Below are 23,873 nucleotides of genomic sequence, written 5' to 3'. Positions count from 1 at the left end.
GTCAGGGCAGCGGGATGCGGACGACCTGCGGGTCGTGGTCGCTCTGCTGGTTGGCGAACTCGGAGTTGATGTGCACGACGTCGTAGCTGTACGCCTTGGAGGCGAGGCCGGACGACAGCAGGATGTGGTCCAGCACCTGCGAGTTGCCCTCGTAGTCGTAGGTGTAGCGCTCCGCGTCGGGCAGCGTGCGGGGCAGGTCCGTGAGGGCGTTGTTCGCGGTGAGGATGTCAGCCGTCTGGGAGAACTCGAAGTCGTTCAGGTCGCCCAGCACGATCACCGAGGCGTTCGCGTCGACGGCCAGGATCTGGTCGACGAAGTTCTTCACCACGGTCGCCTGGTTGTGCCGCTGCGTCTCCGAGGAACGGGTCGGCGGCTGGAAGTGACCGAACAGAGGCTGGTCGCCGCCCTTGGAGTTGAAGTGGTTGGCGATGACGAAGACCGGCTTGCCCTGCCAGGTGAACTCACCGGCCAGTGGCTTGCGGCTGGAGGAGAAGGCCGAGTTGGCCGGGTCGATGCGGCCGGGCGAGTACTTCAGCGACGGCACACCACCGGTGTTGACGACAGCGTTCGCGGTGGTGGCGGTTCCGCCGGCACGGTCCACGAAGGCCAGCCCACGGTCGGCGCGGTACATGAACACCTGGCGGATGTTGCCGCCCGGCTCGCCGCCGTCGGTGTTGTTCTGCGGGTTGATCTGCCGGTAGCTGTAGCTCGGGCCGCCCGCCGCGGTGATCGCGGCGATCAGCTTGCTCATCGTCTGGTCACAGGCGACCGTGCCGCTGTCCGTGGCACCGTCGTTGTCCTGGATCTCCTCCAGGGCGACCAGGTCGGGCGACTTGAGGTTGCCCACGATCTGACCGGCGAGTCCGTCGAACTTCGCCTGCGGGTCGGACGGGTCGAGGTTCTCGACGTTGAAGGTGGCCGTGGACATCTCGCCGGCGGCGGGTGCCTGGGTGGTCTCGGGCGTGATGCCGCCGCTCGTCACCGTGGGGGTGGTGGAGGGGAGCAGCTTGAAGTCGCCGAAGGAGTAGTCGAGTACGCCCGTGGTGGCACCGGACAGGGTGTCGCCGACGTTCGTGGTCGGGGTGGGAGCGAGCGCGTCGTCCAGCAGCACCCGCTCCGGGTTGGTGTCGTTGGACTGCAGCACGATGCCGCCGCGGTTGGTGCGGGTGGTGCTGCCCTGCGGGACGACCGGGATCTCGCCGTACTTGGTGCGCGGGCCGACCACGGCGGCGTCGTCGATCTCGACGCGCATGCCCTCCATCGACTCCCAGAAGTCGATGCCGTCGGTGGCCGGGTCGAAGACGCCGCTGTTCTCCACGTCACCGGTGGCGTCGTCCTCGATCACGGAGGCCGGCGGGACCCGGCCGCCGGAGCCCACCAGGGTGGGGGCGGGCAGCGCCACACCGCTAGCCACGACCTTGATCGTCGGGCTGGTGAGCTCGGTGGTGGTCAGGTTGTTGGTGCCGCTGGTGCCGCCGGGGCGGAACTCGTTGACCGTCCCGCTGACCGTCACCGAGTCGGCGACCGAGACCGTCGGGGCGGTGCTGGTGTAGACGAAGATGCCCTCGCTGGTGGCGGGGTCGGCGTCGGGCTGCGGGTCCTGCATCCAGAAACCGGTGCTGGACTTGGCGGTCACCACGCCGGCTATGTCGCTGACGCTTTTTCCGTTGAGCGGGGAGTTGTGGGAGGCGCCCTGGATGTCGCGGATGTGGGTGCCGCCGCCACCGCCGCCACCGGTGGAGCTGGAGTTGCGCGGCGTGGGCGCGGAGACGCTGAAGTCCGCGGAGTTGTTGTCGGTGTCGGTCGCGCCGCCGCCGGCCCGCAGCGCGGCGGTGGTGTTCGACAGGTTGCCGGTCGGCGAGCCCTCGTACGAGCTGGCGCTGCTGCCGTAACCCACGAAGTCCCGCACCCCGGCCTGGGTCGCGCAGCCGGTGGAGCAGGTCAGCGCGGTGGTGTTGGTGACCAGGGCCACCTTCGCGGCGCTCGCGCTCATCGAGATGGTGCCCGTGGCGTCCGGGGTGGGCAGCGCCGAGCCGCTGCCGGCGCCGGCGGCTTCCTGGACCAGGTAGTAGTGACCGGGCGCGATGGTGCCCGACAGCGCCGTCTTCGACCAGACGGAGCCGGACGCCGAGGCGTACTGTACGGTCCAGCCGGCTACGGACACCGCGGTCGTACCGCGGTTGTACAGCTCGATGTAGTCATTGGTGTACGGGGCCCCCGAGTTGCCTCCGCCGCCGAAGACCTGGCTGATCACGATGTCCTGGGACACCGCGTACGCGGCGCCCTGGGACGGCGCGAGAAGCGCGGCGACGGCGGCCGTGGTGGCCGCTGCCGCCGCTACTCGGCGCGCTGCCTTTCTTCCCGACTCTCCTGTGGCTGACGACTGCACTGGATGCCTCCCGACTGCGGGCGAAACCGAACGCCGGGAACATTGGCAGCGGAAGCCGCACCTACGCGCGTCAACCGGCCAACATCCAGTGAACAAAAACAGAAGCGGAAGGCGCTGGCTGCACGTTGGACGGGACTGGGGTGGACACCATGCCGACACCGCCCACACCAGCAGCCCGACCAACCCCGCGCACCTATGCGGTCACAGCACTAGTGATGGGCCTCGCGGTCGAGGACGCGGCGGGCTGCTTCGGCTTCTGCGGCGGGTGGGGACAGTTCGTCGAGGGTGTCGAGTTCGTCGTCCGCTTCCAGTTCCCGTTCCCAGGCGGCTGCGAGCCGTTCCTGTTCGTCGCGCGGCTTGGCGCCGACGGTCTCCCGGTGATCCGGGTCCAGCGCCGCCAGGAATCGTCGAACCGCGTCGCTCGGCATGCAGTGCTCCTTGTCACGGGGGAGTGGTGCCGCTTTCGGCTCAGCATGGCCAAGCGGTCGCGGCCCGGCGGCCCGACACGGCCTGGAACCACTCTGATGGCCGAGCCGCCCGCGGCGAGGTGAACGGCAGGGTTCGTTCCACGCGAGGTATGTGCGTTGCTCTGGTGCGCCGCGATGGCCAACCGACTCACGGGCGCGGGCCCAGAAGAGTATGGGTGCCCAGTACTCTCACCAGCGTGGGGCTGGACATCACTGTGATGATTGCGGACTGTTCGTGGCTGGGGGAGGTTCCGCCATCGGAGCGGGTGCCGCGGCTGAGGGATGCGTGGTACGACGACGAGACGGGGCTGTGGGATCACGATGCGCCGGAGGTCGAGAGCGGCTGGGTGTGGCCGCAGGGGTCCAACCGCACCTCCTTCGCCGTGTACGAGTTCCTGCACACCTGCGGTTCGTTCAAAGCGCACTTCTGGGCAGGGCAGCGGTGGGAAGCCGTCCGTGACCATGTTGATCCTGTGGCGCGGGCCGAAGTGGACACGTTGCTGCGCGGGTTGATCTGGTGCGGTCTGGACGGCGAGGCGCAGCACACCGATGTGGGCTTCTTCGGCGAGGATGCCTACGGCGTGCTGCTCGCGCGGTCACCGGACAGTGTGCGGGAACTGGCCGCAGCGTGGGAACGGGTACGGCCTTGCCTCGGCGGGATGGAGGGGGCCTTCACCGAGTACGCCGCGGACCCCGACGGGTGGGTCGGCGACTTCAGCGCGTTCATGCGCCTACTGACGGAGTGGGGACACGTCCTCACCGAAGCCGCCCGACGACGGTGGGGTGTCGTGGGACTGAGCGAGTAGCCCGGCCGTCGGGTGCCGCGCTTCTCAGCCCTCGTCGAAGAGCAGGTCTTCGGCCGGGTGCGTCATGCGGACGGTGTGGCCGTTGGTGACGGTGACGACGTGGTGCAGGCCCACGAGCCGCTCCCCGGTGGACAGGACCGTCAGCATGTCCTCCTTGCCGGCGAGGTACGCGGGGAAACAGGAGACCGGCATGCCCAGGTGCATGTAGTCCACCAGCCGCCGGAACAGCTTGGGCAGGATCACGACGTTGTCGGTGATGGCGGACAGGTCGCTGACCTTGAATCCGGAGGTGGTCACGTCCTCCTGCCACAGACCCTGGTGGGCCGTACGGGCGCTCTGCGCGACGCTGGTGAGTTCCTCCCTCAGGTCGCGGAACAGGCCGGTGTAGAAGGTCGGGTACACCAGGCCCAGTGAGGTCAGGTGGTGGTTGGCGGTCTGCCGTAGCAGCGGCACGTCGACCGTGACGGCCGTACCGCTGGCCGCGGGAGGGGCGCCCCGGCCGACGAAGGCCACGGCGCGGTTGTGGATGTCGCCGCCCGCGGTGAGGACGTAGCCGGGTGTGGTTTCGGGCGTCGAGGCGGTGACCGTCTCGTCCGGCTTGCGCTGTACGTCGTTGAAGCCGAGGAACGTGAGGAGTTCCGCCGCGGCGGCGTGACCGAACTGCAGAGGTTGGTGTTCTCCGGCGTAGTGGGTCTCCAGCGCGTCGATGGCCTCGAAGCGGAGCTTGGCCTCGCCGGTGGTGGTGGCATTGACCGGGTGCTGGCCGCCGACGAGCTTCCAGTCGTTCGGGTTGTCGGCGACGAAGTGGACGGTGTCTCCGTCCGGCTGAGTGTTCTTCAGGCGGAACTTGCCCTGAATGAGCGTCATGGGCATGGCGACTCCGGTGGGGACGGGCAGGGAGGAGACGGGGAGCACCGCCGTACGCACACATGGGCCCGGCTCGAACGTACGGGCAAATTGCTCATAATGGACAACTTAGTGGCTACTCGGGTAGTTCGTCCCCTAGGCGCGCGGAACTCGTTGACCCCCGGCACCCGCAGGGCCCGTGATGAACTGAATCAAGAAGCCCGGTTGTTCACGGCCGAGCAGTCGAGTTCCATGAGAATGTCGGCGCGAGCGTAGTAGTCGGCCACCGGCAGGCGGTCGCGGGTGATCCTGACGAACCCGGCGTCCTCGTAGAGGTGGATGGCGGGGGCAAGCTTGCTGTTCGTGCCCAGGAAGAGGCGGTTTCCGCCGAGGGTCCGGGCACGGTCGATCGCCGCGGTGACGAGCAGGCGGCCGATGCCGTGTCCCTGTGCGGCGGGGGCCACGGCCATCTTCGCCAGCTCGAACACCCCGTCCGGGCGGGCCAGCAGAGCCACGCACCCCACAACCGTGCCGCTGTCCGGCTCGCGCGCCAGGAGCACGTCCCCGCCCGGGTCCACGATGTGGCCGAACGGATCCCCGAGAACGGCCCGGTCCTCTTCCTCCAGGGTGAACAGGCGCGAGATCCACTCCTCGTTCAGCGCGCGGAACGCGTCGGCGTCACTCCGTGAGGCGATCGAGGAGACCACTGTCGGGGCAGAGGTGTACGACATCAGGCGGGCTTCCTTTCGGGTCAGGTGGGACTGCTTACCAGCCTCCGGTCCCGTCGACCGATACGTCCAATACAAATCCCGGTCACCATCGATAAGCTAAAGCTATGGATCGGCACATCGAGTTCCGTCATCTGAGGTACTTCCTGACCGTGGCCGAGGAACTGCACTTCGGTCGTGCCGCCCAGCGGCTGCACATCGCGCAGCCGGCCCTGTCCCTGCAGATCAAACAGCTTGAGAAGCTCGTCGGCGTCGAGTTGCTCCGGCGGACGTCCCGCAGCGTCCGCCTCACCGAGGCGGGACTGACGTTCCAGGCACGTGCGCGGGACCTCCTGGGCCGTCTGGCGGCCGACCTCGACGAAGCCGGCCGTGTCGGTCGCGGCGAGGCCGGTCGTTTGGACGTCGCCTTCATCACCTCCGCCACGACGATCGTCAGCGAGCGGCTCCGGGCCTTCTCCCTCCGCCGCCCGGACGTCCAGGTCAAGCTCCACGACGGGTTCACCGTCGACGTCCTGGCGGCCCTCGAGAGGGGCACGGCCGATGTCGGGATCGTGCGGGACGCCGATGAGCGGGACGACATCGACCTGTCGCTGTTGACGGCGGAACGGTTCGTTGCCGTCGTCCCGGCAGAGCACCCCGCTGCGAGGGGTGAACAATTGGAGGCCGCCGCGCTGGGCGGCGATCCGCTGATCCTCTTCCCGCGGTCAGCCGGGGCTCACGCGTTCGACGTGAACACGCAGCCGTTGCGGGACGCCGGCATCGACGTCCAGGCCGCCCAGGAGTTCTCGAACTGGCACACCATCATCACGTTCGTCGCCGCCGGCCTCGGCGTCACCATCGCCCCGCACAGCGTCACTGCACGGCTCCCCCCAGGCGTCCGAAGACTCGAACTCGACGGACCTCCCGCAGTGAGCCGGATCTTCATGGCCACCCGCCGAGGAGACGACCGTCCCCTCGTGCGCGCCTTCGTCACAGCGTCCGAGACGCTGACGGGCCATCCCGACGACCGGCTGACAGAGTTGTCCGGATCGCCGTGATCGCATGGGCCACCGCACCCCACGGCTACAGCAGGGCCTGTGCCGGAACGGCGAACTGCCCGGTGACGCCGATTGCGGCGCGCACCCCGTGACGCGCCCCGTGGGGGACGACGCGCGACCCACTGATCGCTGATCTTCTCGTTGGTGCCGCCCGGACCCTTGGCCCAGCGCTCTTGAACGAATCGGACAGCGGTCCGGTTCGCTAGAGTCCCGGCTGATGGACATAAACGATCTTACGTCTGCCGAGCTGCGGGTCTGGCAGGCCTTTCCCAGGGGCATGTCCGTGGACTTCCGGGCCGCGGACGACGTGGACACGGCGCAGGGCGCCGACTGGAGCCCGGAACGGACTGTCAGGGCCGCCGTGGTGCGGGCTCTGCTTCTCAACGGCCCCTTGGAAGACGGGGAGATACCCGCCCTCAGACTCAAGGGCGCGCGGATCACCGGGATCCTCGATGTGCAGTACGGCACGATCGACCACGCCATCGAGCTGACCGACTGCTACTTCGAGGAAACACCTCTGCTGTACGCCGCCCGGCTTCGCCAGCTCAACCTGAGCGGCTCCGTACTGCCCGGGCTGGCCGCCGCCACCGTGCGGGTGGAGGGCATGGTGCAGTTGAGCGACTGCCGGTTCCTCGAGCCGGTGCGGCTCGGCGGGGCACACATCGCCGGGGCGCTGTTCCTGAACGGATGCGAGATCACCCCGCCGGACACCACGTGGCCTGCGCTCCGGCTCGACTATGCGACCATCGGCGACAACCTGTGGGCACCCGGACTGCGAACGTACGGTGAGGTGCGTCTCAGCGGTGCCTCGATCGCCGGGTCGGTCAGCCTCGACGACGCACGGCTCAGCCACCCGGACAGCGTCGCTCTCGACGGGCAGACCCTCGTCGTCGGCGCCGACTTCCGCCTGCGGCGCGTGCACACGCAAGGCTGGGTCGGCTTGCGGGGCGCCCGTGTCACCGGGCGGCTCGACCTGTCGTACGCACATCTGTCGAACCCCGGCGACGCGGCGCTGCGCGCGAGCAGTTGCACCATCGGGGAACTCTGGGTGCGCAGGAGTCCGCCCATGCAGGGCACCCTGAACCTGCGCCGCGCTCAGATCGAGGTGCTGTTCCTGGAACCGGAGGCGGTTCCGGACACGGTGCTCCTCAACGGCCTCGTCTACACCCACCTCACCCCGCACGAGCCCGCAGAGCGCCGCCTGCCCATGCTGGACAACGACAGCGAGGGCTATCTCCCGCAAGGCTACGAGCAGCTGACCGCCGCGTTCCTCCGCGTCGGCGACGACCACGCCGCCCGTGTCGTCCAGCTCGCCAAGCTCCGCAGACACCGCCGGACCCTGCCCTGGTACGGCCGCGTGTGGGGGATCCTGCAAGAGGTCACGGTCGGCTACGGCTTCCGTCCCATGCTCGCCTGCATGTGGCTGCTGTCCCTGCTGGCCGTCGGCTCAACCGCGTACGGCCTGCACCACCCACCCCCGCTCAAGGCGTCCGAGGCACCCGACTTCAGCCCGGTGTTCTTCACGCTCGACCTGCTGTTGCCGGTGATCTCCTTCGGCCAGGAAGGGGCGTTCGCCCCGAAGGGCTGGTACCAGGCTCTCTCCTACGCACTCGTCATCGCCGGCTGGATTCTGGCAACGACGGTCATCACCGGCGTGACGCGAACCGTCAGCCGTCAGTGACCGCCGATGGGCATGGCAAAATGCGACCAGCTGGAGCCTTACCGGAGCCACCGTTGCATAATTCGTGCCGGGGCACCGCCCCGATGCCCGCGGAGGACACGATGACGATTCCGGTGCAGGTCCGGCTCCAGGCAGCAGCCGTACGGGCAGCCTTTGCGTTGCCCCGTCCGCTGCGGCGGCTGATCGCGGGCGCGCCAGTGCGGCGGGACGGTCAACAGCTCGCCCTCGATGCGCAGTTGCTGCTGCGCCTGCAGCAGCTCTCCGGCCATCAGCTGGTCAGCCCCGGCGGGGTCGGCCCCTCCCGGACGGAGCTGGATCTCGGCCGGCATCTGGTGAGCGGCCGGCCGTTCGAGCCGGTGGCCACGCGGGAGATTTCCATCCCTGTCGAGCACGGCGAGTTGGCGGCGACCCTGTACACGCCGGCCGGACTGGACGGGTCGTCCGGGCTGCTGGTCTTCTTCCACGGTGGAGGCTGGGTGATCGGCAGCCGGAGGAGTCACGACAACACCGTGCGCTTCCTCGCCCAGCGGGCGGGCGTGCGAGCGCTGTCCGTGGAGTACCGGATGGCTCCCGAGCACATCTTCCCCGCGGCCGTCGACGACGCACTGGCAACCTTCGACTTCGCCCACGCCAAGGCCGCGGACCTCGGCGCCGACCCGGCGCGGATCGCTGTCGGCGGGGACAGCGCGGGCGGCAACCTGGCCGCCGTCACCGCCCAGTTGGCAACCCGGCGCGGCGGACCGGCGCCCGCCTTCCAGCTGCTGTTCTACCCCGCGACCGACGCCTCGCGGCATCGGCGCTCCCGGGAACTGTTCGCCGACGGGTTCTTCCTCACCAGCGCCCACATGGACTGGTTCGCCGACCACTACGCGCCCGAGGGCGTGGACCGCACGGATCCCCGGCTCTCCCCGCTGCTCGCCACCGACCTCACCGGCCTGCCGCCCGCCTACATCGCCACCGCGGGCTTCGACCCGCTCCGCGACGAGGGCGAGGCATACGCCCAAGCCCTGTCCGAGGCCGGGGTGAAGGTCGCGCTCAGCCGCCAGCCGGACCTCTTCCACGGATACATCAACTTTCTGGGCCTCGGCCACCGCTTCCGCGAGGCCACGTCCGAGGCCGCGGGCGCACTGAGACTGGCCTTGAGCCCTCGGTGAGCCACCGGTGGCTCCGCCTGTGACGAACGCGCCGCCGCCGTACAGAGGGGGAGTGTTGAAGGACCGCGGGCCGGTCCTTCAATGCGTCACTCTTCGTGGGTTCGGCGCGGAATGGCATCGCTTGACAGTGCGATGAGGCTCGGTATTAGCTAGGTAGCGAGTTGATCACGGGGTGCGGGTTTGAGCGCGCCGTGCAACACGGGGGATGAAAGTGACGTGCGCAGCGGCGGCGGGCTGTGTTTTGTTTATCGCGCCGGTCTTTGTGGCGCATTTGCGATCGTTTCCCCTTGTGCATTGCCGACCCTTCACCCGGTTGCAAAGCCGTTGAGATATCAATCGACTACGGGGGGACAGGGTAGGCATGGTGGAATCGCGTTCTTGGGGACGGATGAACGACGATTCGCCGGCGTTCCCCTGGGTTGTTTCCGCGCCGACAGAAGAGGCCTTGCGCGCGAGGGCACGACAGCTGCAGGAGTACCTTGACGTCCGGCCCGCGTGGGCCGTCGCTGACATCGGACACGCACTCCTCGCGGACGCGGACGGCACCACCGGACGGCACCGCGCCGTGCTCATCGGCGCCGGCCGCGACGAACAGGGCCTTGGGTTGCGGGCGTTGGCGGACGGCACCGCCGCGCCCAACCTCGTCACCGGAACAACCCACGACGGCACGGCGCCGGTGTTCGTGTTCCCCGGACAAGGCGCCCAGTGGCCCGAGATGGCCCGCGAGCTCCTGCATTCCTCACCCGTCTTCCGGGACTGCCTGGAGGAGTGCGCCGAGGCGCTGCAGCCGTACGTCGACTGGTCCCTGGAAGATGTTCTGACGACTGATCAGGACCACGCCGTCTGGGCGCGGCCGGACGTCGCCCAGCCCGCGCTCGTCGCCGTGATGATCTCCCTCGCCGCCCTGTGGCGTTCCGCCGGGGTCGAACCCGGCGCGGTCGTCGGCCACAGCACGGGCGAGTTCGCCGCCGCCCACGTCGCCGGCGCCCTCGCACTCTCCGACGCCCTGCGCGCGGTCGCCGCCTTCAGCCGGGCCCAGATGTCCCTGGTCGGCCACGGCGAGATGCTCTCCGTGCTGCTCCCCGCCGAGCGGCTGCGCCCGCGCCTGGAGCCGTGGGGCGCCCGCCTCGCGATCGCCGGCATCAACAGCCCTGCGTGGACCGTCGTCTCGGGTGACACCGAGGCCGTCACCGCCCTGCGCGCCGAACTCGTCGCCGACGGCGTGCGCGCCCTGCTGATCTCGGTCGGCTACGCCGCCCACTCCCCGCAGATCGAGTCCGTACGCGACCGGCTCCTGCACGACCTGGCCCCCATCACCGGCGGCCCCTCGGCCGTCCCCTTCTACTCGGGCCTCACCGGCGGCCGGTACGACACCACCCGGCTCCGCGCCGAGTACTGGTACCAGATGGTGCGCGGCAGCGTCCTGTTCGAAGCCGCCGTCCGAGCCGCGCTCACCCAACAGCCCGCGGCCTTCATCGAGATCAGCCCGCACCCCGTGCTGACCCTCGGCGTCCAGCAGATCCTGGACGACGCCGGCAGCGACGCCCCCGTCGTCGGCACCCTGAGGTGCGACGAGGGCGGCCGGGCACGGTTCCTGACCAGCATGGCCGAACTCCACGTGCAGGGCGGGTCGGTGGACTGGGCCGACGGCCTCGCCGGCAGCGACCCGCGCCCCGTCGAGCTGCCCGCAGCCGACTTCGGCGCACCCCAGGAGCCGGACCGGCCGGCCGTCGCCTCCCGCTTCGCCCACTGCCCGACACCGAACTGCCACGCGCCTTCATGACGTTGGTGCGCACCGAACTCGCCGCGGTGCTGGACGACCAGGCCGCCGTTGCGGCCGACTCCGCGCCTTCCGTGACCTCGGCATCGACTCCTCGGGCGCCGTCGCGCTGCGCAACCGGCTCGTGTCCGGGGCCACGGTGATGGACCTGCAGGGCGGGATGGTCCGGGCCAAGGGCAGCGACTACGCCCTCGGCCGGTACAGGAGTCGTTTCACCACCGTCCGCGCCGTGTGCGGACCCGGCAGCAGCGCGACGGCCCCGAAGCTGCTGGACGTCACCGCCCGCGCCGACTACGAGGACGTCTCCGCGGCAGACCGTCAGCACCTGGCCCGCATCGCCCGCTCGGCCGACGAGAAGCTCACCCACCGGATCGGCTGCGAGACCCGGCTGCCCGACCGCGCCCTGGCCGTACCCGTCCGCGACGCGAACCCCGTCGCGAGCTGCCTGCTGGCGGTCAGCCCCGACCAGGTGGGCCGTATCGCAGGCGGCTGTCCGACGACAGGCGCGACTTCGTGGGCGGCGCGCTGATCGCAATGTCAGTGCCCCCTGCCATCATCCCGCCATGTTCTACGACGCCTTGGTGGCCGCATCCCGAAGGAACGACTCGCTCGACGCCGTGAGGACCGGCGCGCTCCACCGTGTCCGCTGGCTCGCCGGCCTCCTGGAACGTCAGCGGGCCGAGTTCCTGCGGTCCAGGGGGCGCGAGCACCGGGGATCCGAGCCGGTCGGCACGTCGGCCGAGGCCGAGATCGACGGGCGGCTCGCGGCCTGCACGGACGAGGAGGGCAGGGCCGCGGTTCTGTGCCTCATGCTGGCCGCCCGCTTCGACGACATCAGCTTCTGGGACTACGAGACCGAGCTCGGGCGCCTGATCTCGCGGGTGCGCGGCTGGACGCCCGACGAGGTCGCGGTGATGCTGCTCCGCGCCACCGAGTACGACATGGGGTTCTGGTTCGCCAATTCGCTGCGGCTGGTGCTGAACGCCGCGGATCAGCTCGACCCCGACGGCCGCCGTGCGGTCCTGCCCTGGCTGCGGCACGTACACACGAAGCTCATGAACACCACGGTCGAGGCGCGCCTGTACGCGTCGCTCGCCCAGCGCCTCCGCGCACTGCTCGCGACCGTGGACGAGGCGCACATCCCCGAAGGACTGATACCCGCGGACGCTCCCTGGGCCGCCCCGCTGAGCGAGCGCGCGAAGACCTCTCCGACACCGGAACTGGCGAGCTTCGTACGGCACTTGGCGAGCCTGTCGGGGCCGCGTCCTGCGCAGAGGTGGCGGCGGACGTGCCTCGAACTCGCGGACGCTGCGTCGGCGAGGGACCTCGTGGCCGACGTCCTGCGGGCGCTGGCCGAGGACGATCCGCTGTGCAGCAGGAGAAGCGGGGCGCACACCGGCTGGCTGCACAGCGGTTACCACTACCACTACCTCGTCCACCAGAACGACGGTGACCTGGCGCGCGGCGTCGTCTGGGCGGCTGCGCTGACCGGCGGCCCGGCCGTGGTGCAGCACCTTGCCGCGCTCGCGCTGCGGACCTGCGGCCACGGAACTGGTGTGACCGACGACCTCAAACTCGCGGGCGCGGCGGTCAACGCGCTGGCCGAGACCGGCGATCCGGCCTCTCTGGAGGCCCTGTGGCGGCTGCAGTCCCGGATCAAGCACCGGGCTCTGCGCAAGCAGCTCGACACCGCGCTGGTGACGGCAGCGGGGAAGCAGGGCATCACAGCGGCGCAGCTCGTCGAACGCAGCGTGCCGGACCACGGACTGGCGCCGGACGGCTCGCTGGAACGGGAGCTGGGCGGACACCGGGTACGGGTGTCGATCGAGGAAGCGGCCACCGTGCGGCTCACGTTCACCCGCCCTGACGGGAGCACGTCCCGTACGGCCCCGGCGGCGGTGAAGGACGGCTTTCCGGACGTGTTGCGGGAGTTGAAGGCCTTTGCGAAGGAAGTGCGGGGGACACTGTCGGGGGAGCGGGCTCGCATCGAGGCCCTGATGTCGGCCGGGCGCGAGTGGCCGTACGACGAGTGGTGCCGCTACTACCGTGACCATCCGGTCACCGGGACTCTCGTCCGCGGCCTGATCTGGGAGTTCCGGGACGCGGACGGCGAGTGGCGTGCGGCGGAACCCATGGCTGAGCCGCCCGGCCGGTCCGAGCGGGTCCGCTTGTGGCATCCGATCCGGGCGTCGGCGGACGACATCAGGGAGTGGCGGGAGAGGCTCGTCACCGATCGGCTGCGGCAGCCGTTCAAGCAGGCCTTCCGGGAGATCTACCTCCTCACCCCGGCGGAGGAGGAAACGGGCGTCTACTCCAACCGGTTCGCCGCCCACATCGTCCACTACCGGCAGCTCTACGCGCTGTTCAAGGAACGCGGCTGGCAGGCCAACTTCCTCGGCCGGCACGACGGCGGCTACGACGGGACGGCACGGGCCGAGTTCGGCGACGGCGAGTGGCGGTCCTGCTTCCACCACGAGCCCGCCGACGAGGACGGCTACGCTCCCGAGTACGCCGCGACGGACCAGGTCCGCTTCGAGCGGCGGGACGGCCGCCGCTGGCGAGAGGTTGCGCTGGCCGAGGTGCCCCCGCTGGTGTTCAGCGAGGCGATGCGCGACGTGGACCTCTTTGTCGGCGTGACCTCGATCGCCGCCGATCCCGACTGGACCGACCGGGGCGAGGACCGCTACGCCGGGTACTGGCGCTCGGCCACGTTCGGTGCGCTGTCTGCGAGCGCCGAGGTCCGCCGCGAGGCTCTGCAGCGGATCCTGCCGCGCCTGAAGATCGCCGACCGGTGCAGGCTCGACGGCCGTTTCCTGGTCGTCCGCGGGGATCTGCGCACGTACAGGATCCACCTGGGCTCGGCCAACATCCTGATGGAACCGGACGACGTCTACCTGTGCATTGTCCCGGCACGCGGCAAGGGCGACGGCAAGGCGTTCCTGCCGTTCGAGGACGAACGCCTCTCCCTGATCCTCAGCAAGGCCCTCCTGCTCGCCGCCGATACCAAGATCACCGACGAAACCATCCTCCGCCAGATCAAGAGGGGTGCCCGATGAACGTCGCCGCCCGGCTGATGCGCGCGCTGACCGACCCGGACTTCACACTCGAGGACGAGGACAGACAGCCGGATCTGTCGCAGGTCTCCGACGAGGAGCTGGGCAGCCTGCTCGTGGCGGCCCACCGGCTGGACGCCTCGGCCACGCACACGATGACGAGGGTCCGCTTCGCGGTCGAGGATGCGGCCATGGAACGGCAGCCGCGCTATACGCCCGACGCGTGCCGCGGGATGTTCGAGGCACTCGTCGCACAGTACGAGGAGCGCGGCTGGGCGGACCTCACCCTCGGCCTGGGCGCGCTGGAGCGCTGTACAGGGCCGCTGCCCGACGTGGCCGAACCGGCCCGCGCCCTGGTCGGGTTCTGGCTGGAGAGGGACACCGTGCGTCAGTCGTACGCGCTGCTCGCTGTCGCGCGGCTCGCCGGCGAGGGGACACTGTGCGCGGCCGTGGAGCGTCTCTCGCGTGACGTGGGCCCCATCGTCGCGGACGAGATCACCGTCGTCGCCGGCCTCCCCCCGGCCGAACAGGCCCTGCTGTCCGTGATCGACCGGGACCAAAGGTGGGCCTCGCCGGTCGCGCTCGCCTGGCGCAGGTCTGCCGAGAACCCCGCTTACGTGGCGTTCGCGCGCCGCGCGCTGGAAGCGGCGGCCGACCGCACCGACGCGATCCGGGCCGGCGAGATCCCCTACCGGGCGGACAAGGCGTTCACAGACCGGGAGATCACCTCGCTCGGGCAGGCCCTGCGCGTGGCGCTGCTGCGCGACGAGCCCTGGCTGCCGGAGCTGTTCGAGCGGCTGCTGCCCGGCGTCACCCTCGCCCCAACGGCGGCCAAGACGCTTCCGTCGCAGGCCCTGCTGTACGAGGTGGTCCGCGCCGCGCAGGACTTCCCGACGCCCGAGCTGGTGACCGCGATCCGCACCGTGCGCCGGACCGTCCGGCACGCCGGCGTGCCCAAGCAGCTCGACAAGCTGCTCAAGAAGGTCGACGCGGCCCTCGCCGAACGCACCGACGTGGCACTCCGGCTGCCGAGGCTGGAGTTCGGCGATGATGGTCGCCTGCGCCGGACGGCCGGCGACTACCACGCCGTCGTCACAGTCGCCGAAACCGCCACGCTGACCTGGGAGAAGGACGGCCGTCCACTCCGCAGCGTCCCCGCGCCGGTCCGCCGCGACCACACCGCCCTGGTCAAGGAGCTGCGCGAGTTGGTGAAGCGGGTCAACGCCCAACTCGTCACCCTGGTACGCGCGTTGGAGGGTGGCTTCACCGTCGACGCCGTCCATTCGTACGGCTGGTGGCGCACCGAGCTGGCCGGGCACCCCCTGGCCCGGACCCTGGTACGTCGGCTGATCTGGGAGATCGAGGTCGCCCCCGGCGAGTGGCGGGCCATACTGCCCGAGACGGACGAGCCCCTTCCCGACGCGCGCGACGACGCATCCGTGCGGCTCTGGCACCCCATCCGCTCGCAGCCGGACACCGTGCGGGCCTGGCGGGACCTGCTCGTCGAACGGCGGATCCGGCAGCCCTTCAAGCAGGCGTTCCGCGAGATCTACCTGCTCACCCCGGCCGAGGAGCAGACCCGCGTCTACTCCAACCGCTTCGCCGCGCACCTCGTCCACTACCGCAAGATGTTCGCCCTGTTCCGGGCCCGGGGCTGGAAGAGCGACCTGCTCGGCCCTTGGGACGGCGGGGACGGCGACGAGGCCGAGCGTACCCTCGCGGCGGGGGAGTGGCGGGTCCGCTTCTTCCACAGCTGGGCCGACTGGGCGGGCGAGGACGAACTGGCCTCGACCGACCAGGTGCGCTTCGACCGCCGGGGGGAGGGGGCCTGGCGCGCGGCACCGCTCGCCGACGTGCCCCCGCTGGTGTTCAGCGAGGCGATGCGCGACGTGGACCTCTTTGTCGGCGTGACCTCGATCGCCGCCGACCCCGACTGGACCGACGGCGGCTCCGGGCGCACCTACTGGGAGCGGGCCTCCTTCGCCGAGCTGGCGGAGAGCGCCGAGGCCCGCCGCGATGCCCTGGAACGGATCCTGCCGCGTCTGAAGATCGCCGACCGGTGCAGGCTCGACGGCCGTTTCCTGGTCGTCCGCGGGGATCTGCGCACGTACAGGATCCACCTGGGCTCGGCCAACATCCTGATGGAACCGGACGACGCCTACCTGTGCATTGTCCCGGCACGCGGCAAGGGCGACGGCAAGGTGTTTCTGCCGTTCGAGGACGAACGCCTCTCGCTGATCCTCAGCAAGGCCTCCCTGCTTGCCGCGGACACCGAGATCACCGACGAGACCATCCTCATGCAGATCAAGCGAGGTGCCTGATGGCCACCGTGACGTTCCGGGACGAGACCGCGACGGGCAAGCCCGTCACCGAGTGGGCGGTCACCGGGCTGCCGGAACAGATGACCGTACGCGAGCTGATCAGGCTGCGAGTCCACCACGAGGTCGCCCGGCACAACGCCCGCCCCAGCGACCGCTTCAACGGCCTCGTCCGCCCCGACGACGCCGAGACGGAGTTGAACGGCTACCGGCTCCGCGAACCCCGCCGCATCGAGGGGGAGCGCCAGGCCGAGATCGCCGAACGAGCCTTCCTGGCCAACGGGTTCTTCGTGCTGGCCGGCGACCGCCAGGTCGAGGACCTCGAAGAAGTCGTGGACCTCACCGTCGATCCCGACCTGGTCTTCATCAAGCTCGTCGCCCTGGTCGGCGGCTGAGCGACCGGCACGGCTTCACCCGGCGGGCACCTGTCACTCCGACCAGTACTGCACCAAGTACCGCTCCGCCCCGGGCTCTTCCTCGTCGAGACCGGCGAGTCGGAGGGGGGATCACGTCGTAGCGGCGAGTGCGAGGAGGTGCCGGGCTGTGCCGGCCGGATCAAGGATCTGATGGAGATGTGCGCCGGGCAGGTGCGCCACACGCCAGCCGCGTTCACGTGCGTCGGCGGCAAGGTCGTCGTACGGGGGGCCGAACAGCAAGTAGGAGCAGGGATGGTCGTCCCAGCCGTCGGGGACCGGGATGTGCTGTTCGTAGTAGGCCAGCGGCAGGGTCGGCTGCTCCTTGATCACTGTCTGCCGCACGGTCGGATCCTGTCGCCCATGCCGCCGGAGGCGCGACGGTATCGGCCGACAGCAGAACGTTTGTCACTTCTCCCACGGGTCGAGGGTCCCTCGCCACAGTGCTGGGATGACCAAGGCGACCTCTGTGGACGGACTCCAACCGAGCGTGCCGGTGATGTCGGCGGCGTGTGGCGGGACAACGACTGTCCCGGTGCCGCCTGCGACGTGTAGAGAGGCGGTGGCATGACACTCCGGAGGGTCGATCCAACTGCGTTCCGCGAGCTCTACGGGCTGCCCCACGTTCGCCTCACCGCTCTCACGAGGAGGTCTCCATGAGCACATCCGCACTCTGGCCGACGGCCGTCGTCGATCCGCACATGCACCAGTGGGATCCGTACAGGACACCCCGGCACGTCACCGGCCGGGCCCGCCTGCTGCGACCGGTGCCCCGGATCCCCCGCGCGCTCAACCGGCTCGTCCCTCGGCCCGATCGCGAGTTCATCGGCGACCCGCACCACGTACTCAAGCCGTACCTCCCGTCGATGTACCGCCACGACGTCGGCGACCTGCCGGTGTCCTCCGTGGTGCACGTCGAGGCGTCCTGGCTGGGCGATGACCCGATGTCATCGGTCGACGAGACGCGCTGGGTCGACTCGCTGCCGTTCGGGCAGGACGGGACGCCGAATCTGGGCGCCATCGTGGTCCACGCCGACCCACGCTGGGACAGGCTGGGCGAGGTGCTGGACGCGCACCTCGCGGCGAGCCCGCTGGTGAGAGGCGTTAGGCAGCAGGTGCCTCACCACCCCGACCCCGCCGTACGCTGCTTCGATGAAGCTCCCGCAGCCCTGGCCGACCGGGCGTTCATCGACGGCTTCGCCGCGATCGCCGAGCGCGACCTGTCCTTCGAGCTGTGGCTCTACGCCCACCAGTTGCCGACGGCGCTGCACCTCGTCCGCACCTACCCGGACACCATCTTCGTGCTCAACCACTACGCGACACCGGTCGGCCTGTTCGGTCCACGAGGCCACCACACCGGCCACACCGCCCGCGATCGAGCCGAGATCCTGGCCCGGTGGCGGGACGACCTCGCCGCCCTGGCTCAACACCCGAACGTCGCCGCCAAGCACTCGGGTCTCGGCATGCCCCTCCTGGGCAACGTGCCCCGACACCCGTACGACGTCTCCTCGATCAGCGAGCTGGCGGACCGCGCGGCACCACTCATCCGCCACCTGCACGACTGTTTCGGACCCCAGCGGACCATGTGGGCCTCGAACTATCCGATCGACAAGCCCGGCATCACCGCCCCCGGCAGCGCGCACATCCTCCTCGACGTCCTCGGCTCCGACGCCGACCCGCAGCTCCTCTTCCACGACGTCGCCACCCGCACCTACCGAGTCGACCACCCCGGGAGGACGACCCCATGAGCTGCCTGCTGGAACCGCTTCCCTGTACCGGCCGCCAGATAGATCATGAGTGCATGGTGTCAAGCATCGTCGTTCAGTACACCGATCTACTGCGGACCAGTACCTACGACCTCTGGATCAGGCTGCGGGAACTCCTGATGACCCAGGGGCTCGATCCCGATCGAACGATTGTCGTCGACCTCTTGCAGGGCGGCCCAGATCACGAGGACGGTCAGGTCATCTCCGATGACGGCAGGGTCTACAGATGCCTTCTCTTCTACGACCAGTCAGTAGAGCACGGCGCCCGCACCGCCTACCTCCACGACTGGACTGACATCACCGAATCCTGGCAGACCGGATCTCTGGCAACTCGGACGGCAGACGCTCTCGCGTGGAAGTCCGAGCAAGGCTTCTAGCCAAGGGCGCGCAGGGCGGCCTCCGTTGAGTGAGAGGTCGGCAATGATCGGTGCATGAACGAGATCGTGCTGATGTCAGATCCAAAAGTCGCGGCTGTCCCGATAGCCGATTGCGGCGAACCGCTCGTTGACGTCCGGCTCGATGGATCTCTCGCCGTCGACTCGCGCAAAGCCGATGGTTCAGGGGCGTTCGCGCATCTGCGAGCAGGGGTCCTGACCCGTCTTCTCAAGGCTCAGCAGTTGCTCCCGCACGGCATCCGGCTGCTGTTCATCGAGGGGTACCGGCCGCCTGCGCTGCAGCGCCACTATTTCGAACGCTACGCCGACGAACTGAAGGCCGGCAATCCGGACTGGTCGCCGACGCAGGTGCGCGAGGCCGCGAGCCGGTACGTATCGCCGCCGGAGATCGCGCCGCACAGCGCCGGCGCCGCGGTGGACCTCACTCTCGTCACCGTCGACGGGCGGGAACTCGACATGGGTACCTGGGTGAATGCCAGCCCGGAAGAGAGCGACGGCGCTTGCTACACGCACGCCGGCAACGTCGGCCCTGAAGCGCGGGCAAACCGTCGCATGCTCGGTTCCGCACTGACCGCCGTGGGGCTGGTGAACTACCCCACTGAGTGGTGGCACTGGTCCTTCGGCGATCGCTACTGGGCCCTTGCCACTGAATCCGACAGTGCGCTGTACGGGCCGCGGGAACGCTGTTGAGCCGCGAGTGACGCCTCAATCCATCGCTCATAGAAGGGTGGCAAGAACACCAGCAAGCGCAACACAGTTCCAGGGATTCGGAGATGTACGGGACCGGACGCGACCCCGAGAAGCTGGCGGCGGTCAAGGACCGGGTGGCTGGTGCCGAGCAGGTCGATGGCACCTCCGACCCCGAGTTCGCTGCCTGGTTCGAGTCTCTTTCGGAGAGTGTCCGCGAGCTGGCATCCGTCCCGGTGGGCCATGGTCACCCCGGGCTGGTGCGCCTTCAGAGGGCCCTCATGGATCTGATCGATTTCCCGACCGCCGTAGATCGAGGCTCAGCGGGCCGGACTCCCGTGAAGCATGGTGAAGCCCCTTGGCCGGCGCCATGATGGTGGTGTGCCCTGCCCTGCGACGCCCGGCCCGGCCGAGGTTCCTGGCCCGGCCTCCGGCCTTGGCCGCCTGGAGTCGGCCCCCACACCTCGGACCGCTGTGGCGTGGCTTCCCCCGGCGGGACTGTGGCCTGCCATCCAGCGCATCCGCGCCCAGCACGACCCGCAGATCCGCCGCTGGCCGCCCCACGTGAACCTGATCTTCGGCTTCGTACCGGAGGAGGACTTCCCGGCGGCGCTCCCGCTGCTGGCCGCCGCTGCCGCCGGGTGCCTGCCCTTCGACATCCGGCTCAGCGGGGTCCGCGCCTTCCGCCACCGTTCCTACTCCACCGTGTGGCTCGATCCCGCGGCGGCCGGCGCCGAGCCCTGGACGGAGCTTCGGCGCGCGCTGGCGGAACCCTTCCCGTACTGCACGGACCGCTTCCCGCGCTTCATCCCGCACCTCTCGCTCGGGCGCACTCGCATCCCGAGGATCCTCGCGGCCGAATGCGCCGCCCGGCTCGGCGTGCTGCACGCACGTGTAGCCGATGTCGCACTGCTCTCCCGCCGAGGTGCCGGCCCTATGCGGACGCGCGCCACGATCGACCTGGGCACCGGCGCGGTACACCGCCACCTCGGACCGGACCCGGCCACCGGCGGGTACCAGCCACCGGAAGCGCACTGACCGGCGCGGCAAGCGCTTCGACCAAGACCCGCCGCCGCGGCCCGGCCGACGCTGCGGACAAGACGCTCAGCGGCAAGGTCGCCTTCGTCGGCGGTGCGTCCCGCAACCTCGGCGGGCGCGCAAGGCCGACGAGGTCGAACTGGACGTCTTCGCCACCGGAGAGCACCACAACCCGCCCTTCGTGTGGCACGCATCCATCCGCACGCCCCAAGTGGCAGAGCCAACGACATCTTCTGGCTCGCCTCCCACACGCAGCAGATGGTGCGGCTGGCGGCAGCCGTCACCAGGGAACTGGAGGAACTCGGCCAGCCGGTCGAGCCGTCGTTCGTCTCCGAGTGAACCGGCGGTAGACGAAGTCCCCGCCCTGCCGGGCGGCGAGTTCGGTGATCAGAGCGTGGTCCGGTGACAGGGAGCACGCGGGATCCGTGCGCCCCGCGTCCCCGGTGAGCGCGAACGCCTGGCAGCGGCACCCGCCGGAGTCGGCCTCCTTGCGCGGGCAGGACCGGCAGGGCTCGGGCATCCACTCGGTGCCCCGGTAGGCGTTGAACACGGGCGACTCGGACCAGATCCAGCCGAGGGAGGACTCGCGGACGTTCGGTGCGTCCAGGGGGAGGTCGTAGGCTGCGGGGCAGGGCAGGACCCGGCCGTCGGGGGCGACGGTCAGGGAGATCGCGCCCCAGCCGCCCATGCAGGGTTTCGCGACGCCCTCGAAGTAGTCCGGGACGACCCAGATCAGTTCCAGGTCGGTCCGCTCCCGCCAGGACTCGACTGCCCTCTGGGCGCGGACCAGTTGATCGCGGGTGGGCATGAGGGTGGCGCGGTTGGCCAACGCCCAGCCGTAGAACTGGACGTTGGCGAGTTCGATACGCACCGCGCCCCAGGCGATGCCCAGTTCGACGATCGCGTCGATGTCGTCGAGGTTGCGGCTGTGCAGGACGACGTTGAGGCCGAGGGGCAATCCGGCCTCGCGGATCAGGGCGGCGGCCCGTTGCTTCGCCGCGAACGACCGTCGTCCGGCGATCAGTTCGGAGGAAGCGGCGTCGGCGCCCTGGACGGAGAGCTGGACGCTGGGCAGCCCGGCCGCCGTCAGCTCGGCCAGTCGTTCCCGCGTCAGCCCGAGGCCGCTGGTGACGAGCTGGGCGTAGATCCCGGCTTGGGTCGCGCCCGCAACGATCTCGGTGAGGTCGCGCCGCAGCAGTGGTTCGCCGCCGGAGAGGTGGGCGTGCGCGACGCCCAGCCCGGCGGCCTCCTCAAGGACGCGCAGCCATTCCTCGGTCGTCAATTCGGCACGGGGGGAGGTGAGCTGGGTCGGATTGGAGCAGTACGGGCAGCGCAGTGGACAGCCGTGGGTGAGTTCGGCGAGCATCGCCCAGGGCGGGTTCACTTCAACCATCCGTGCTCCTTGAGGTCGTCCAGGAACACCGTGATGTCAGCGGCGCCTTCGGCCGGGAACTCGGTGGCGATCTCCGGCACGGTCCGGGTGCCGTCGCACAGGCCGACGATCGCGGCGGCTTCGGCGTTGAGGACGACGATCCGCTCCGGGACGATCAGCAGCGTGCTCTGCCGCACCGTGCAGTGGCGCAGGCGGGCGTACGGGCTGAGGGCCGGACGCCAGGTCATACCGGGGCTCGCTCGACTGCGTCGAGGAGGGTCCACAGCACCTCACACTTGTAGGCGAGCGCCGCGAGGGCCGCCTCCTGGTCGGCGCGGGTGCGAGCCCAGGACAGCACGAGAGACAGCGCTTCGCCGCTGTCGCGGCGGCCCTGGTCGACGCGGGCCTTGAAGTAGGCCAGGCCCTCGGGGTCGATCCAGGTGTAGTGCCGCTCGAAGGCGGCGATCCGCGTCGCCATCAGGCCGGGCGCGAACAGCTCGGTCAGCGAGGCGGCCACGGCTTCGAGGGGTGTGCCGTTGCGGCACAGGTTCACGTAGCCGTCGACGGCGAGCCGCACGCCGGGCAGCACCTTCTCTCCGGAGAGCAGGTCGGCGCGGTCGAGTCCGGCGGCCTCGCCGAGGCGCAGCCAGCGCTCGATGCCGCCCTCGTCGCCGTCCGTACCGTCGTGGTCGGTGATGCGGCGGATCCACCGGCGGCGCAGCGCGGGGTCGTCGAGCTTGGCGAGGACAAGGGCGTCCTTCACGGGGAGGTGCCGCTGGTAGTGGAAGCGGTTGAGAATCCAGGTCCGCAGCTCAGCCGGGGTCAACTCCCCTCGGTGCATGCGGAGGCTGAAAGGGTGCCGGTGGTGGTAGCGGCGTTCGGGCACCGCCCTGAGTTCGCTCTCGAAGTCGATCACCATGCGATGACCATTCCTTCCGAGGCCACCTCGACTCCGCGCTCCGCCAGTTCCGTGTGGAACGGGGAGTCCGGGTCGACGAGGGGGTTGGTGTTGTTCAGGTGCGTGTAGAGGCACCGGGCGGGCAGTGCGGCCAGCCGGTCCCGGGTCGCGAGGATCGGCAGGTGGCCCATCTCCGTGGCGGTCTTCGCCGAGAAGCCCGCCGTGCGGGGCTCGTCCTCGTCCCAGAAGGTGCCGTCGGCCAGCACGACGTCCGCGCCCTCGCCGAACCCGTCGGGCCACACACCCATCGCCGGGGCGTACAGCAGCCCGCCGAGCCGCAGCGCGCTCACCCAGCCGCCGTCGGCGAAGTCCCGGACGTACCGGGGGCGTTTGTCCGAGACGGGCAGCAGTTCGAACCCCTCGGCGTCCCGCCAACGCAGCCGTACGTACGGGGCGAGGATCTCCCCGAGCCGTAGCCCTTCGTTCACCGCTCCCCGTACGGCGTCGGTCGCCATGATGTCCAGTTCGTCGGCCTCGCGGAGCCGGGCCAGGCCGAGGGTGTGGTCGAGTTCGGCGTCGGTGAGGATCACGCCGGCCAGCGGGGTACGGCGGCCTTCCGGGCGGAGCCAGGGACAACGCTCGATCTGCTCGGCGATGTCCGGGGTGGCGTTGACGAGGTAGACCCGGCCGGGCTCGGTCTCGACGGCGATCGAGGCGTGCAGCCGGCGACGGTACGGAACCGCGCGTGCCCCAGTGCAGCCGGGACACGCGCAGTTCCACTGAGGGACGCCGCCACCGGCCGCCGTACCCAGCAGGTGCAGCCGCACGGCGCCTCATCTCTCCTTGCCGTGTCGCGTCCTACCGTTCGGCGAGGAAGTACGCCGACATCTCCATGGATGCCTCGACCACCTGGTAGGCGGGCTTGTGCCACGGTCTGTCGTCCGTCAGGTCGTCGTTCGGCCGGCGCGTGGCGCGTATTTGAGGCTGCCGGAGACGCTGGTCCGGTTCCTCGTGATGACGAACCATCTCTGCCTCACTTTCGCGA

23 protein-coding genes are annotated in these 23,873 nt (G+C 69.9%); 13 read left to right on the top strand and 10 right to left on the bottom strand.

What is annotated here, in order from left to right:
- Position 1: 1 nt before the first annotated feature.
- Positions 2-2,389, bottom strand: a complete 2,388-nt coding sequence (locus ACWD35_RS22570) for a lamin tail domain-containing protein (protein WP_451353072.1) — start codon at positions 2,387-2,389, stop codon at positions 2-4.
- A 209-nt stretch (positions 2,390-2,598) separates the two neighbouring features.
- Positions 2,599-2,817, bottom strand: coding sequence for a hypothetical protein (locus tag ACWD35_RS22565; protein WP_451353071.1), 219 nt, complete (start codon positions 2,815-2,817; stop codon positions 2,599-2,601).
- 215 nt (positions 2,818-3,032) lie between these two features.
- On the opposite strand from ACWD35_RS22565, the gene ACWD35_RS22560 reads away from it, so the two are divergent.
- Positions 3,033-3,662, top strand: a complete 630-nt coding sequence (locus ACWD35_RS22560; RefSeq protein WP_451353070.1) for a hypothetical protein — start codon at positions 3,033-3,035, stop codon at positions 3,660-3,662.
- 24 nt (positions 3,663-3,686) lie between these two features.
- Here ACWD35_RS22560 and ACWD35_RS22555 read toward each other — a convergent pair whose 3' ends face one another.
- Positions 3,687-4,529, bottom strand: coding sequence for a nuclease (locus ACWD35_RS22555; protein ID WP_451353069.1), 843 nt, complete (start codon positions 4,527-4,529; stop codon positions 3,687-3,689).
- A gap of 191 nt (positions 4,530-4,720) precedes the next feature.
- Positions 4,721-5,239: a GNAT family N-acetyltransferase gene (locus tag ACWD35_RS22550; protein ID WP_451353068.1), complete on the bottom strand. Its 519-nt coding sequence runs from the start codon at positions 5,237-5,239 to the stop codon at positions 4,721-4,723.
- 104 nt (positions 5,240-5,343) lie between these two features.
- On the opposite strand from ACWD35_RS22550, the gene ACWD35_RS22545 reads away from it, so the two are divergent.
- From ACWD35_RS22545 to ACWD35_RS22510, 8 genes are all read left to right on the top strand, one after another.
- Positions 5,344-6,273 carry a LysR family transcriptional regulator gene (locus tag ACWD35_RS22545; RefSeq protein WP_451353067.1) on the top strand — a complete coding sequence of 310 codons (930 nt, stop codon included), beginning with the start codon at positions 5,344-5,346 and terminating at the stop codon, positions 6,271-6,273.
- A gap of 217 nt (positions 6,274-6,490) precedes the next feature.
- Positions 6,491-7,954, top strand: coding sequence for a membrane-associated oxidoreductase (locus tag ACWD35_RS22540; RefSeq protein WP_451353066.1), 1,464 nt, complete (start codon positions 6,491-6,493; stop codon positions 7,952-7,954).
- A gap of 101 nt (positions 7,955-8,055) precedes the next feature.
- On the top strand, positions 8,056-9,108 hold the full coding sequence (locus ACWD35_RS22535) for an alpha/beta hydrolase (RefSeq protein WP_451353065.1): 1,053 nt from the start codon (positions 8,056-8,058) through the stop codon (positions 9,106-9,108).
- A gap of 445 nt (positions 9,109-9,553) precedes the next feature.
- Entirely contained in the window at positions 9,554-10,891 is a 1,338-nt protein-coding gene (locus ACWD35_RS22530; RefSeq protein ID WP_451353064.1) for an acyltransferase domain-containing protein, read from the top strand.
- Between the two features lie 121 nt (positions 10,892-11,012).
- Complete coding sequence (locus tag ACWD35_RS22525; protein ID WP_451353063.1) at positions 11,013-11,417, top strand: hypothetical protein; 405 nt, start codon at positions 11,013-11,015, stop codon at positions 11,415-11,417.
- 34 nt (positions 11,418-11,451) lie between these two features.
- The gene (locus ACWD35_RS22520) at positions 11,452-13,944 is read left to right on the top strand and encodes a DUF4132 domain-containing protein (RefSeq protein ID WP_451353062.1); all 2,493 of its coding nucleotides are present in this window, start codon (positions 11,452-11,454) and stop codon (positions 13,942-13,944) included.
- Entirely contained in the window at positions 13,941-16,262 is a 2,322-nt protein-coding gene (locus tag ACWD35_RS22515; RefSeq protein ID WP_451353061.1) for a DUF4132 domain-containing protein, read from the top strand. Before ACWD35_RS22520 ends, ACWD35_RS22515 begins: the two co-directional genes overlap by 4 nt.
- On the top strand, positions 16,262-16,654 hold the full coding sequence (locus ACWD35_RS22510) for a hypothetical protein (protein WP_451353060.1): 393 nt from the start codon (positions 16,262-16,264) through the stop codon (positions 16,652-16,654). Before ACWD35_RS22515 ends, ACWD35_RS22510 begins: the two co-directional genes overlap by 1 nt.
- Before the next feature lie 111 nt (positions 16,655-16,765).
- Here ACWD35_RS22510 and ACWD35_RS22505 read toward each other — a convergent pair whose 3' ends face one another.
- Positions 16,766-17,017, bottom strand: coding sequence for a hypothetical protein (locus ACWD35_RS22505; protein WP_451353059.1), 252 nt, complete (start codon positions 17,015-17,017; stop codon positions 16,766-16,768).
- Between the two features lie 311 nt (positions 17,018-17,328).
- On the opposite strand from ACWD35_RS22505, the gene ACWD35_RS22500 reads away from it, so the two are divergent.
- The 4 genes from ACWD35_RS22500 (at position 17,329) to ACWD35_RS22485 (ending at position 20,558) form a co-directional block, all read left to right on the top strand.
- Positions 17,329-18,420 (top strand): amidohydrolase family protein, encoded by a 1,092-nt coding sequence (locus ACWD35_RS22500; protein ID WP_451353058.1) that lies wholly within the window; start codon positions 17,329-17,331, stop codon positions 18,418-18,420.
- Positions 18,417-18,815: a hypothetical protein gene (locus ACWD35_RS22495; RefSeq protein WP_451353057.1), complete on the top strand. Its 399-nt coding sequence runs from the start codon at positions 18,417-18,419 to the stop codon at positions 18,813-18,815. Before ACWD35_RS22500 ends, ACWD35_RS22495 begins: the two co-directional genes overlap by 4 nt.
- A gap of 54 nt (positions 18,816-18,869) precedes the next feature.
- Positions 18,870-19,523 carry a M15 family metallopeptidase gene (locus ACWD35_RS22490; RefSeq protein WP_451353056.1) on the top strand — a complete coding sequence of 218 codons (654 nt, stop codon included), beginning with the start codon at positions 18,870-18,872 and terminating at the stop codon, positions 19,521-19,523.
- A gap of 378 nt (positions 19,524-19,901) precedes the next feature.
- Positions 19,902-20,558 carry a 2'-5' RNA ligase family protein gene (locus tag ACWD35_RS22485; protein WP_451353055.1) on the top strand — a complete coding sequence of 219 codons (657 nt, stop codon included), beginning with the start codon at positions 19,902-19,904 and terminating at the stop codon, positions 20,556-20,558.
- Positions 20,559-20,838: 280 nt separating this feature from the next.
- Here the strand turns inward: ACWD35_RS22485 and pqqE are convergent, their stop codons facing one another.
- From pqqE to ACWD35_RS22460, 5 genes are read right to left on the bottom strand one after another with little or no spacing between them, the layout of a single operon-like run.
- On the bottom strand, positions 20,839-21,951 hold the full coding sequence (pqqE, locus tag ACWD35_RS22480; RefSeq protein ID WP_451353054.1) for a pyrroloquinoline quinone biosynthesis protein PqqE: 1,113 nt from the start codon (positions 21,949-21,951) through the stop codon (positions 20,839-20,841).
- On the bottom strand, positions 21,939-22,178 hold the full coding sequence (gene pqqD, locus ACWD35_RS22475) for a pyrroloquinoline quinone biosynthesis peptide chaperone PqqD (protein WP_451353053.1): 240 nt from the start codon (positions 22,176-22,178) through the stop codon (positions 21,939-21,941). The genes pqqE and pqqD overlap by 13 nt, the downstream gene beginning before the upstream one ends.
- Positions 22,175-22,849, bottom strand: coding sequence for a pyrroloquinoline-quinone synthase PqqC (pqqC, locus tag ACWD35_RS22470; protein WP_451353052.1), 675 nt, complete (start codon positions 22,847-22,849; stop codon positions 22,175-22,177). The genes pqqD and pqqC overlap by 4 nt, the downstream gene beginning before the upstream one ends.
- Complete coding sequence (pqqB, locus tag ACWD35_RS22465) at positions 22,843-23,655, bottom strand: pyrroloquinoline quinone biosynthesis protein PqqB (protein ID WP_451353051.1); 813 nt, start codon at positions 23,653-23,655, stop codon at positions 22,843-22,845. The genes pqqC and pqqB overlap by 7 nt, the downstream gene beginning before the upstream one ends.
- 31 nt (positions 23,656-23,686) lie before the next feature.
- Entirely contained in the window at positions 23,687-23,854 is a 168-nt protein-coding gene (locus tag ACWD35_RS22460; RefSeq protein ID WP_451353050.1) for a hypothetical protein, read from the bottom strand.
- Between the last annotated feature and the right edge of the window lie 19 nt (positions 23,855-23,873).

This window comes from Streptomyces sp. NPDC002671, from assembly GCF_053592475.1.
The sequence above is the reverse complement of the archived record's forward strand: the minus strand, read 5'-3'. Positions and strand labels throughout refer to the sequence as shown.